This is a genomic window from Intestinimonas timonensis (assembly GCF_900626145.1).
Classification (GTDB): domain Bacteria; phylum Bacillota; class Clostridia; order Oscillospirales; family Oscillospiraceae; genus Intestinimonas; species Intestinimonas aquisgranensis.
Genome location: NZ_LR130817.1, coordinates 1,996,662 through 2,009,626 on the forward strand (window position 1 = coordinate 1,996,662; position 12,965 = coordinate 2,009,626).

8 protein-coding genes are annotated in these 12,965 nt (G+C 60.0%); 5 read left to right on the forward strand and 3 right to left on the reverse strand.

Translation table 11 applies throughout. The features are described from left to right. Positions 1 to 3: 3 nt before the first annotated feature. Positions 4 to 3,723: a DNA-directed RNA polymerase subunit beta gene (rpoB, locus tag E0E29_RS16650; RefSeq protein ID WP_130850919.1), complete on the reverse strand. Its 3,720-nt coding sequence runs from the start codon at positions 3,721 to 3,723 to the stop codon at positions 4 to 6. Between the two features lie 360 nt (positions 3,724 to 4,083). Here rpoB and E0E29_RS16655 point away from each other — a divergent pair, with 360 nt between their 5' ends. From E0E29_RS16655 to E0E29_RS16675, 5 genes are all read left to right on the forward strand, one after another. Next, positions 4,084 to 5,397: a conjugal transfer protein TraL gene (locus tag E0E29_RS16655; RefSeq protein ID WP_165449943.1), complete on the forward strand. Its 1,314-nt coding sequence runs from the start codon at positions 4,084 to 4,086 to the stop codon at positions 5,395 to 5,397. 260 nt (positions 5,398 to 5,657) lie between these two features. Continuing rightward, positions 5,658 to 9,014: an Ig-like domain-containing protein gene (locus E0E29_RS19070; RefSeq protein ID WP_165449944.1), complete on the forward strand. Its 3,357-nt coding sequence runs from the start codon at positions 5,658 to 5,660 to the stop codon at positions 9,012 to 9,014. 507 nt (positions 9,015 to 9,521) lie between these two features. Continuing rightward, positions 9,522 to 9,812 (forward strand): hypothetical protein, encoded by a 291-nt coding sequence (locus E0E29_RS16665; RefSeq protein ID WP_130850760.1) that lies wholly within the window; start codon positions 9,522 to 9,524, stop codon positions 9,810 to 9,812. A 54-nt stretch (positions 9,813 to 9,866) separates the two neighbouring features. Beyond that, positions 9,867 to 10,748, forward strand: a complete 882-nt coding sequence (locus E0E29_RS16670) for a C40 family peptidase (protein WP_130850761.1) — start codon at positions 9,867 to 9,869, stop codon at positions 10,746 to 10,748. 120 nt (positions 10,749 to 10,868) lie between these two features. Next, entirely contained in the window at positions 10,869 to 11,762 is an 894-nt protein-coding gene (locus E0E29_RS16675) for a DMT family transporter (protein WP_242622537.1), read from the forward strand. A 71-nt stretch (positions 11,763 to 11,833) separates the two neighbouring features. Here the strand turns inward: E0E29_RS16675 and E0E29_RS16680 are convergent, their stop codons facing one another. Beyond that, on the reverse strand, positions 11,834 to 12,253 hold the full coding sequence (locus E0E29_RS16680; RefSeq protein WP_130850762.1) for a serine proteinase: 420 nt from the start codon (positions 12,251 to 12,253) through the stop codon (positions 11,834 to 11,836). A gap of 244 nt (positions 12,254 to 12,497) precedes the next feature. Beyond that, on the reverse strand, positions 12,498 to 12,956 hold the full coding sequence (locus E0E29_RS16685; RefSeq protein WP_130850763.1) for a phage holin family protein: 459 nt from the start codon (positions 12,954 to 12,956) through the stop codon (positions 12,498 to 12,500). Positions 12,957 to 12,965 lie beyond the last annotated feature (9 nt).

A 12,965-nucleotide genomic window follows, 5' to 3' on the forward strand; every position in this document is an offset into this window, starting at 1 on the left:
TTCTTATTCCATATCGTCCTGGTCGCCGTCGAGGGAAATCTCTCCCTCTTCAAACTCCAGGCCGTCATCATCGCTGTCGGAGGCAGCCAGGTCATCGTCGTCGCTGCCCTCCTTGAGGGTGAAGCCGGCGGCGGCGAAATCGGACTCCCCACCGGCGTTGTAGCCGTAGAAGTCGTCGTCGTCCCGGATGCGGTCGGGCTGGTAGTTGTCCTCGTCGTCATCCTTGAGCTCGATCTCGTTGCCGTCGTGGTCCAGGACCTGGATGTCCAGGCACAGAGCCTGGAGCTCCTTGACCAGAACCTTGAAGGACTCGGGCACACCGGGCTTGGGCACGTTGTGGCCCTTGACAATGGCCTCGTAGGTGCGGACACGGCCGGTGACGTCGTCGGACTTGACGGTGAGGATCTCCTGGAGGGTGTAAGCGGCGCCGTAGGCCTCCAGGGCCCACACCTCCATCTCGCCGAAGCGCTGGCCGCCGAACTGGGCCTTGCCGCCCAGAGGCTGCTGGGTGACCAGGGAGTAGGGGCCGGTGGAACGGGCGTGGATCTTATCATCCACCAGGTGGTGCAGCTTGAGGAAGTAGACGTAGCCAACGGTGACACGGTTATCGAACCGCTCACCGGTACGGCCGTCGTAGAGCCAGCTCTTGCCGTCCTCGGCCAGACCGGCAGCCTGGAGGGTGGCGGCGATCTCGGGCTCGTTGGCGCCGTTGAAGATGGGGGTGGCCACCTTCCAGCCCAGGGCCTGGGCGGCGTAGCCCAGGTGGACCTCCAGCACCTGACCGATGTTCATACGGGAAGGCACGCCCAGGGGGTTCAGCACGATGTCCAGGGGGGTGCCGTCGGGCAGGAAGGGCATATCCTCCTGGGGCATGATCCGGGACACGACACCCTTGTTGCCGTGACGGCCGGCCATCTTATCGCCCACGGAGATCTTACGCTTCTGGGCAATATAGACGCGGACCACCTCGTTGACACCGGGGGACAGCTCGTCGCCGGCCTCGCGGGTGAAGACCTTCACGTCCACGATGATACCGCTCTCACCGTGGGGCACCTTCAGAGAGGTATCACGGACCTCACGGGCCTTCTCACCAAAGATGGCCCGCAGCAGGCGCTCCTCGGCGGTGAGGTCGGTCTCGCCCTTGGGGGTGACCTTGCCCACCAGGATGTCGCCGGCGTGGACCTCGGCACCCACGCGGATGATGCCGCGCTCGTCCAGGTCCTTCAGGGCGTCCTCGCCCACGTTGGGAATGTCGCGGGTGATCTCCTCGGGCCCCAGCTTGGTGTCACGGGACTCAGTTTCGTACTCCTCGATGTGGATGGAGGTGAAGACGTCCTCCTTGACCATGCGCTCGTTGAGCAGGATGGCGTCCTCGTAGTTGTAGCCTTCCCAGGTCATGAAGCCCATGAGGATGTTCTTACCCAAGGCGATCTCGCCGTTGGAGGTGGAGGGACCGTCCACCAGGACGTCGCCCTTCTCCACCCGCTGGCCCACACTGACGATGGGCCGCTGGTTGATACAGGTGCCGTGGTTGGAGCGCATGAACTTGGTGAGCTTGTACTCCACCATACGGCCGTCGTCGTAGCGGACAGTGATATACTGGGCGGAGACCTTGGTGACCTCACCTGGGCCCTCGGCCAGAATGACGATCTCGGAGTCGATGCAGTTCTTGTGCTCCTGGCCGGTGGCCACGATGGGGGCCTCGGTGGTCAGCAGGGGCACGGCCTGACGCTGCATGTTGGCGCCCATCAGGGCACGGTTGGCGTCGTCGTTCTCCAGGAAGGGGATCATGGCGGTAGCGATGGACACCATCATCTTGGGAGAGACGTCGATATAGTCCACCTGCTCCCGGTCCACCTCAATGACCTCATTGCGGTGACGGCAGGTGATACGGGCGTTGAGGAGGTAGCCATTCTCGTCCACGGGCTCGGTGGCCTGGGCGATGGTGTACTCGTCCTCAATGTCGGCGGTCATATACTCGATCTCGTCGGTGACCCGGCCGGTGGCCTTGTCCACCTTCCGGTAGGGGGCCTCAATGAAGCCGTACCGGTTGATGCGGGCGTAGGAGGCCAGGTAGGAGATCAGACCGATGTTGGGACCTTCGGGGGTCTCGATGGGGCACAGACGGCCGTAGTGAGAGTAGTGAATATCACGGACGTCGAAGGAGGCGCGGTCACGGGACAGACCGCCGGGGCCCAGAGCGGACATACGACGCTTGTGGGTCAGCTCGGCCAGAGGGTTGGTCTGGTCCATGAACTGGCTCAGGGGGCTGCTGCCGAAGAACTCCTTGATGGCGGCGGTGACAGGCCGGATGTTGATGAGGGACTGGGGGGTGACGATGTCCAGATCCTGGATGGTCATACGCTCGCGGATGACACGCTCCATGCGGCTGAAGCCGATGCGGAACTGGTTCTGAAGCAGCTCACCCACGCAGCGCAGACGGCGGTTGCCCAGGTGGTCGATGTCGTCGTGGGTGCCCACGCCGTTGGCCAGGCAGTTGAGGTAGTTGATGGAGGCCATGATGTCCTCCACAAAGATGTGCTTGGGCACCAGGTCGTCCACCCGGTCCTTCACGGCCTCCTTCAGGCCCTCCTCATCCCCGGCGTACTGCTCCAGCAGCTCCCGGAGGAGGGGGAAGTAGACCTTCTCGGTGATGCCGCACTCGGCGGGATCGAAGGGCAGGAAACCCTTGGCGTCCACCATGCTGTTGGAGAAGACCCGCACCAGGGTGCCCTCCAGGTCGATGACGGCCTCGTTGACACCCTTGGCCTCGATGGCCTGGGCACGCTCCCGGGTCAGGACCTCTCCGGCCTCGGCGATGATCTCGCCGGTCATGGGGTCGGCGATAGGCAGGGCCAGCTTCTGGCCGTTCAGGCGGGACCAGATGGCCAGCTTCTTGTTGAACTTGTAGCGGCCCACGGCGGACAGATCGTACCGGCGGGGGTCAAAGAAGAGGGCGTTCAGAAGGCTCTCGGCGGAGTCCACCGTGGGGGGCTCGCCGGGGCGCAGCTTGCGGTAGATCTCCAGGAGGGCGTCCTCCCGGGTCTTGCAGGTGTCCTTCTCCATAGTGGCCAGGATGCGGGCATCCTCGCCGAACATGTCGATGATCTCGGCATCGGTGCGGGGGCCCACCGCACGGATAAGGCAGGTGATGGGCAGCTTCCGGTTCTTGTCGATGCGGACATAGAAGATGTCGGAGAGATCGGTCTCGTACTCCAGCCAGGCGCCGCGGTAGGGAATGACGGTGGTGCCGTAGGTGACGTTGCCCGCCTTGTCCTCGTTCTTGGCGAAGTAGACGCCGGGGGAACGGACGATCTGGGAGACGATGACACGCTCAGCGCCGTTGATGACAAAGGTGCCGGCGTTGGTCATCAGGGGGAAGTCGCCCATGAAGATCTCCTGCTCCTTGATCTCCTCGGTCTCCTTGTTGCGCAGGCGCACACGGACCTTGATGGGAGCGGCGTACGTGGCATCCCGGGCCTTGCACTCCTCCACGTTGTACTTGGGGGCTTCATCCATGGTGTAGTCGATGAAGCTCAGCTCCAGGTTGCCCGCGTAGTCCGTGATGGCGGCCACGTCCTTGAAGACTTCCCGCAGGCCGGTGTCCAGGAACCACTGATAGGAATGCTTCTGGACGTCCAGCAGGTAGGGCATCTCCAGAATCTCCTGGTGGCGGGCATAGCTCTTGCGCAGGGTCTTGCCGTAGTAGACGTCCTTGACCATGCCGTTGAGGTTGTCGTTGACCATTCCGAAAATCACACTCCGTTTTCTCGCATTCGGCGCCAAAAGCAGCGGCTTTCGGCTGTTTTCTCATGGCTGCACAGGCCGTTTCCCGTGGAATTGGCCAAAAACGCCGGTCCCGCCGTATTTGATACACGCGGCGGCGTTGTTGCTTTGTTAGTGCTCTCCTCTTGCACATATCCACCAAAACTGTTATACTTGACCCACCGTGGGAGGGTCTCTCAAAATGGTGGCAGTCACACGAGAGCATTTAAGTATACCATGCAGTTTTTCCCACGTCAAGTCTTTTGCCTGGAAAGTTCGGAGTAATCCGAACTTTTTTTCGTATCAGGAGGTCATTTCATGTCCCGTCTCCACCCTCTCCCTCTGTGCTGCCTGGGCGGCGGTACGGCCCTGCTGCTGTGCGCTCTGGCCCGGACGGCCAGCCTCTCCCAGGCCTCTTCCCGGCCCTTCGTCATGGCTGCCCTGGTCTTTCTCTTCCTCCTGTGTGCTTGTCTTCTCTTCCTGCGCTGCCGGCAGTGGGAGACAGTATGCCTTGCCCTGCTGCCGGTGGGTCTGGCCCTCCTGCTCCGGACCCTGCTTCTGGATCACGTCACCGACGACTATGTGACCTTTCTCTCCGATTGGGCCGCCTTTTTCCGGGAAAACGGCGGCTGGGCGGCGGTGGCCCTCCCCAAGGGGAACTACACCGCCCCCTACCTCTATTTTCTGGCCGCTATCTCCTACCTGCCGTTCTACGACCTCTATCTCATCAAGCTCTTTTCCATTTTATTTGATGTGATCCTGGCCTGGGGCGGCTGCCGGCTGGTGCAAGCTCTGGTCCCGGGGGACCGGTACCGTGGTGCCGCCGCATTTTGCCTTCTCCTGCTGCTGCCCACAGTGATCCTCAACGCTTCGGCCTGGGCCCAGTGCGACGCCATCTACGCCGCCCTGTGTCTCCACGGACTGGCCGCGGGGCTGGAGGGGCGGCCAAGGTCCTCCGCCTTCCTGGCCGGGCTGGCTTTCGCCTGCAAGCTCCAGACCGTCTTTCTGCTCCCCGTATGGGCGGTACTGTGGATGTCCCGGCGGACCCGGTTTCGGCACCTGCTGTGGTTCCCCGCCGCCTGCGTTCTCTCCGTCCTCCCCGCCCTGGCCCTGGGCAAACCTCTGGCGGACGTGCTGGTGGTCTACTTCGGCCAGGCCGCCGAGTACAGCGCCTACCTCACCCTTAATGCCCCCTCCCTCTATGCCCTGATCCCTTCCAGCGCCCAGGTCAACGTGGCCCTCGCCGCCCGAGTGGGTATACTCGCCGCTTTCGTTTTGGTCCTGGGAGTGCTGGGCTGGCTGCTGCTCCGGCGGCGGGGTCTCTCCCGCCGGGCCGTCTTTCTGGCCGGGGTGGTCTTTGCCATCGGCATCCCCCTCCTCCTGCCCCACATGCATGACCGGTACTTCTTCCTGGCCGACGTTCTCACCCTGACCTGGGCCTGCACCGACCGACGGGGCGTTCTCCCCGCTGTTTTCACTCAGATTGCCTCCTTGGGCGCCTACCACGCCTATCTTCTCCTTCGCTACGCCTTCCCTATGGGGTTAGGCTCCATTCTGCTGCTGTGTACCCTTCTTTTTACCCTGATTTTCCTTGCTTCAGAGCTCCATATGCCTTCTAACGAAGCTCCTTAAAAATTTGTAAGAATTTTTTGAAACCTTTGTCACATTTCCCCGTCTAAATTCGATGTATGATATAGATGAGCGCATCCCAAGCAAAACGGAGTTTGGAAGGAGTCTTTACAATGAAAAGAAGCTCACGCGCCCGTGTTCTTTCGGCGCTTCTGACCCTGGCTATGGTTTTCAGCATGCTGCCCACCGCCTGGGCGGCGGAGGAAGTCTCTATTTCAGGACTTACAAAAAATGTAACAATAACTGCTGGTGATTCCCAAAACATGGAACTTCAACTTACAGGTGCCGAAGCGACGCGCTGGGGTGTTAGCGGAAATGCAAACGGTGTGACTGCGACCATCGATGCACAAGGAAAACTGGAAATCAAAGTGGATTCTGACGCGGAGAACAATGCCACGGCGACACTGAAGATCACCGCAGAATATACCGTTAAGGAATCTCTTGAGCCGGATTCTGACGGTGAGCCTCAGGAAACTACCAAAAGCGTCGACGATACCTGTATCGTTACTGTGAAAAACGATACCCCGGCCAAAAAGCCGGTAACAAACATCGAACTCTCCGCCACCTCCCAGTCCCTGAATCTCACGGACAAGAAGACCGCCGACATCACTGTCACCGTGGAGCCGGGCGACGCTACCAACAAGTCTGTTGTTTGGTCTGTCAGCGGCGATGCGGTCACCCTTGGCGGGAGCAACAGTGACAGCACCCGGACCGTGACTGCCCAGAAGGGCGGTACTGCCACCATTACTGTAAAAGCGGAGGATGGCAGTAATGTCTCCAACACCATTGAAATCACCGTGACCGACGACACCCCCGTTCCGGTCACCGGCGTATCCCTGAACAAAAACTCCCTGTCTCTTACCGTGGGCGGTAAGGACACCCTTATTGCCACCGTCGCTCCCACCAATGCCTCCAACCAGAAGGTGAACTGGAGCTCCAGCAATGACAAAATCGCTTCCGTGGACAGTAACGGCAATGTCACCGCTGTCGCCCAGGGAAGTGCCACCATCACCGCCACCACGGAAGACGGCAAAAAGACGGCCACCTGCTCCGTTACCGTCACCGCCTCCACCGTAGCCGTCACCGGGGTGACGCTGGACAAGTCCAGCGCCACGGTGAACGTCAACGGCACCACACAGCTCACCGCTACCGTGGCGCCCTCCAACGCCTCCAACAAGAACGTGATCTGGAAGTCCTCCAACACCAACATCGCCACCGTCGACTCCAACGGCAAGGTCACCGGCAAGGCCGTGGGTGAGGCCACTATCACCGTCACCACAGCTGACGGCGGCAAAACCGCCACTTGCAAGGTGACCGTCTCCAAGGGCAGCGTGACCACCATCACCTACTCCGTAGCGGTAGACAAGACCCTGACCCTGGAACGCAGCGACTTCTACAATGTGTGCACCGGGGTGTACGGCAATGGCCTGGAATATGTAAAGTTCGATAAGAATTCCTCCAAGGGCACCCTCTACTATAACTATACCAAGGGTGACGGCGGTGCTAAGATCTCCACCTCTGAGCGCTATTACTACTCCAGCAGCTCCAGCAAGTCCATCTCCAAGATCACCTTCGTTCCCGACGGCAACAGCGGCGACACCGCCGTCTTTACTTACGTCGGGTATGATTCCCAGGGCAAATCCTACGAGGGAACTCTCCAGATCAAGCTCACCGCCCCCTCCGGCGATATCTCCTATGAGACCGGCAAGAACGAAACCATCACCTTCACCGACAGCGACTTCAACAGCATCTGCAAAAAGATCACCGGCTCCTCCCTGGACTACGTGACCTTCGGCTCGGTGAGCTCTTCCAAGGGCGCCCTCTATCTGGACTACGGCGGAAAGGACGAGGACAAGCTCTCCACCTCCACCAAGTGCTACTACAACAACTCTCCCTACCTGAGCAATGTCACCTTCGTCCCCGCCAAGGATTACACCGGCACCTTCACCATCTCCTACTCCGGCCGCAGCAACGCCCGTGACAGCTTCTCCGGCAGCGTGAAGATCACCGTACGCAAGAGCAGCTCCGTCCTCTCCTACACCGTGGTCGAGGGCAAGACCCTGACCCTGGACGACAGCGATTTCAACGATTTCTGCAAGGACGAGACGGGCTACAACATGGACTACGTGAAGATCACGCCCCCCTCCTCCTCCAAGGGTACCTTCTATTACCGCTACGGCGAGAGCCGCTACGCGGAGAAGATCTCCTCCTCCGACAAGTACTATCGCACCTCCTCCCCCAAGCTGGACGACGTGACCTTTGTCCCCGAAGACGACTACAACGGCACTGTTTCGGTCTCCTTCACCGGCCTGAGCACCGACGGCGACAGCTTCTCCGGTACCATGAAGATCCGGGTGGGTGACACCGACGAGGGCGACATTACCTACACCGCCGCCGCCGGCACCGCCGTCACCTTCAACGACGACGATTTCAACGACTACTGCAAGGACATCACCGACTACAGTCTGGACTATGTCCGCTTCACCCTGCCCAGCGACTCCAAGGGCACCCTCTACTACCAGTACGACAAGAGCGGCGAGAAAAAGGTCAGCAGCTCCACCTCCTATTACCGCTCCTCCTCTCCCCGGCTTTATGACGTGACCTTCGTCCCTGCCAAGGAGTACACCGGCAATGTGGAGATCTCCTTCACCGGCCGGAGCACCGACGGTGACAGCTTCTCCGGTACCGTGGTCATTGCTTATTCCGCCCCCAAGGAGGCCTCTGTCATCCGCTACTCCACCACCTCCGCCCCTGTGACCTTCTCCACCGCTGACTTTATCAACGCTTGCTCCGCCCGCGGCTCTGGCTCTCTCACCTCCGTGAAGTTCGAGCTGCCCTCCATCGCCGCCGGCAAGCTCTACTATGGTTACACCAACCCCACCAAATACGGCGGTCTGGTGAGTCCCGCCATCTCCTTCCCCGCCTCCACCGGCAGCGGCTCTATCTCTTCCGTCACCTTCGTCCCCAAGGCCTCCTACAACGGCACCGTCTCTGTCAACTACACCGGCACCGACAGCAAAAACAACACCTTTACCGGCCGGGTGGACATCACAGTCACCCCCTCCACCCAGTCCAAGCGCTTCACCGACATGGGCAATCACGGCTGGGCCGCCGCTTCTGTGGACTTCCTCTATGACGGCGGCATCACCACCGGCACCAGCGCTACCACTTACGGCCCCGCCCTCAACATCACCCGCGGCGACTTCATCCTGATGCTCTACCGGGCCTTCAACCTCTCCGCCAATACCACCGATGGCTTTAAGGATGTGCCCTCTGACAGCTACTATGCCCAGGCCATTGCTGTGGCTAAGGCTCTGGGGATCGCTCAGGGTTCCGATGACGGGCGCTTCAACCCCACCGCTCCCCTTACCCGCGAGGACGCCATGGTCTTCCTTTATCGGACGCTCAACCGGACCGGGCGGACCATCGCCTCTGCCTCCGCCTCCTATCTCAACCGCTTCTCCGACGGCAGCAGCACCTCCAGCTATGCCCAGGACTCCGTGGCCGCTCTGGCTCAGGCGGGGATCATTCAGGGTGATACCAACGGCCGCCTCAATCCGAAAGGCTCTCTGACCCGCGCTGAGATGGCTGTCATCCTCCATCGGGTGGTCACTCTGTAATCCGCACTTGTGGCTCTCACCTGCCGTACATGAAGAAATATGGAAAAAGCTCCCGCCCCAACCTCAAATGTTGGGGCGGGAGCTTTCAGGTTGTCGAAAAAGGGCATATACGTCAGATTTTGTGCAAGAGCCTCGCAGAGTTCCGTCGTCCGCAGACGACGGAATCAAGTACAGTCTGTTTTTTCCGGGGACATGTGCCTCGGAAAAAACACTGCTCAGGCCGCAAACGTGCGAGCGAAGCGAGTGCGATGCAGCGGCCTGCATCTTTTCGAAAAAATGCCTGCATTTTTGAGAGAGCCTGTCGACTTTGTCGACAGGCTCAAAGCTCCCGCCCCAACATCAAATGTTGGGGCGGGAGCTTTTTGTGCATCTGCCCACATGCGCAGCCTCTCTGCTCCAGCGCTTTACAGTTTATTCACAATTTACCCTTCTTTCCGGGGTTGACGAGTCGGTGACATTGTGTTACAATTTGGTTACAATTTTTAAGATATTCTTAGGAGGCATATGATGGCCGAAGAAAAGATTCCCCTGACCTACAAGGGTCACCCCCTGCGCCGCAAGGACAACCTCATTTACTACGGCAGCATGGCCGACAAATACATCATCATGCTCCAGGTGATGGACACCAAGAAGGTGGACGATCTGGATGTGGCCACCCGGGTGGCCGTTCAGCTCCAGCTCACAGATCCCGACCTCAAGAGCCGGGACCGCGTGGTCAAGAAGACGGAAAAGGACAGCCTGTACGCCGCCATGGACGTGGCTGCCGTCTGGCTGGCCCGCTCTCTGGCCAACAAGTAACACAAGCCGCAAGTCATCCGCACAAAAGAGATTCTTGATGGAGGGGTCATACCAATGATACATTCTCGCCTGATGCGCGTCGCCCTGCTGGGCACCGTTCTCACCGCCATGTGCACCATCGGTGCCTCCGCCGCCACCCTGGGTGCCGGCACTGTCACTGCCGACGCGCTTCGGCTCCGTTCCACTCCCGCCGCCGAAGGTAAGATTCTGGCTACCGTTTCCAGCGGCACCAACGTCGTCGTTCTGGACGAAGCGGAAGACGGCTGGTACAAGGTCAACTACAACTCCGTGGAGGGCTACATGTCCGGTGAGTACCTGGACGTGACCACCAAGGCCGATACCGACCTGGGCTACGGAAAGGTAGATGCTGACGGCTCCACCCTGAACATGCGTGCAGGCGCCAGCACCTCCTTCGACTCCCTGCGCTCCATTCCCAGCGGCACCGTGCTGGAGCTGGAGGGCATCTACGAGGGCTGGTACAAGGTTACATACGCCGGCAACACCGGTTACGTCAGCAGCGACTACATCACCATCACCACTGAGCCCGCCACCAGCACCTCCTCCGCGCTGGGCGAGCAGATCGTGGCTCTGGCCAAGCAGTATCTGGGTACCCCCTACGTCCTGGGCGGCAACGGCCCCAGCAGCTTTGACTGCTCCGGTTTTACTAAGTACATCTACGCCCAGTTTGGTTACACCCTCAACCGCACCGCCACCGACCAGCTCCAGAACGGCGTCTCCGTCAGCCGCGATGAGCTGCAGCCCGGCGATCTGGTCTTCTTCAAGTACAACACCAGCAAGCCTGTTTCCCACGTGGGCATCTACATCGGCAACGGTGAGTTCATCCACGCTTCCACCAATCGCTACGTGGTCCAGATCGACCAGATGAACACCGGCCATTACGCCAACGTCTTTGTCTACGCCCGCCGCATTCTGTGAGCGCAGTATCCCTACCCCTCTGACAATTCCATCTGATCTCTACCGTGCGGGAGGCTCGCCTCCCGCACGGTTTTTACCGTTTTGAGAAACCGCCGGTACGGCCGGCAGAGGAGGTTCCCCATGGTTCGATCCGATCCCGTCCCCAACCGGCTGCTGGGCCACGGCATGGCCCTTTTCGTCACGGTGGTCTGGGGGACTACCTTCATCTCCTCCAAGCTGCTGCTGGCGGCTTTTACCCCATTGGTGATCATGTCTTTCCGCTTTGTCATCGCCTGGGTGGTGCTCTTCCTCCTCTCCCCCCGGCCCATCAAACCCAAGAGCCTCAAAGGCGAGCTACCCTTTATCGGCGCCGGTATTACCGGGCTCACCCTCTACTTCATTTTGGAGAACACCGCCCTGGAGTACACCCTGGCCTCCAACGTGGGGATCATCATCTCGGCGGCTCCCATGTTCTCCGCCCTGCTGCTGTGGGCTTTCCGGCGAACGAAACGCCCCAAGCCCACCTTCTTTCTGGGCTTCTTTATCGCCATGAGCGGCATTGCCCTCATCTCTCTGGCCGGTGGAGAGAAATTGGATCTGGACCCGCTGGGCAACCTGCTCACCCTGGGTGCCGCCCTGTGCTGGGGACTCTACGGAGTATGCCTGGAAGCTGCCGGCGGCCAGGGACTCACTCAGCTCCAGGCCACCCGGAAAGTCTTTTTCTACGGTATCCTCACCATGCTCCCTCTCTTCCCTGTTCTGCGTCCTTCCCTTTCCCTGGCCCCCTTTTTTGAAGCGCCCATGATGGTGTTCCACATCCTCTACCTGGGCCTGGCCGCCTCGGCCCTGTGCTTTGTCTGCTGGAACCGCGCCATGGCTCTCATCGGCACCGTGGCCACCAACGTCTATATCTACCTCACCCCGGTCATTACGCTGATTGCCTCCGCCCTCATCCTGGACGAGCCTGTCCTGCCGCAGGCGCTGGGCGCCATCGCCCTCATCCTACTGGGGCTGTGGCTCTCCCAGCGGCAATAATACAGAACGAATCAAAAATGCCCGTCTCGTCCCCATTAGGACGAAACGGGCATTTCTCATTCTTTTACTGTTTAGACGTTGTCGTCGTCGGTTTTCTCGTCAGCCAGGGGCTCCACCACAATGGGCTCCTCGGCAGGCGCCTCCACAGTCTCATCCTCACAGCTGCAGCCGCAGTCGCAGGTATAGGCAGCGACATCGTCATCGTTGATGTTGCCGGCCCGCTTGATCTCAGCGATCTTGGCCTTGTTCTCCTCCAAGCGCTGCTTGGCGGCGGTGATCTTCTCACACAGAGTCACATAGGCGCCCTCGGGAGCCATGCCCCGCTCGGCGTAGTAGAGCTTGCCCAGGTCGATATAGGCCTTGCGGATGGTGTCCTCCTCAGCGGAGTTGGCAATGTTCAGCTTGGCGATATCGGTGAGCTCCTTGGCCTTGGCCGCACCCGCCTGCGCCAGATTCAGCGCTTTCGCCTTCAGGTCGTCAAAAGAAGTCATGGAAAAACCTCCTGTTCAGTTTGGTTTGGGCTTCTGGCCTTATTCTATACCGGGGAACACAGCCGCGCAAGTGCATCCTTCCCGAATTAACCGAATTTTAATCAATTTACAAGGCGGGACACATAATGCGGTCCCAGCTTCACCCACCGGATAGGTTATTTTAGCATGATGGAAACTTTTTGGACATTGGCATTATCACTAACTTTTATCCGTTAGTAACACGCTTCTGCCCAGAAGGCCCGATTCACTCGCTCTTTTCTCCCGTCTCATCCACCTTACTCCTCAGCGCCTCGATGGCGCCGGCAAGCCAAGGCGGGATATCGGCACCCAGGGCGCCGGCGTTCTCGATGATGCTGCCGGTCTCGGTGAGGATGTACCAGATCAGGACCAGTGGGCAGAAGAACACCTCATAAGTAAAGGGCAGGGTGACGCTGGGGATGTTGGTCAGGATCATGCCGATGACCATGTCCAGGATAGCGGCCACGATGACGGCCACCGCACAGCCCATCTTGTGCCAGATGCCGTCCCTGGCCACGGAGCTGGACCACTTCCCTGCCCGGATGGCGGCGCAGGAGCCGGTGATGTAGTCGATGGCCATGCAGGCGATCCAGGCGATCACCAGCCAGCCGAACCACCCCCACAGAGCGGTCAGCGCGGCCAGGAGCGCGGAAAGCGCCGCCTTAAAAGCGTTGATGTTCTCCATCTTATCCCT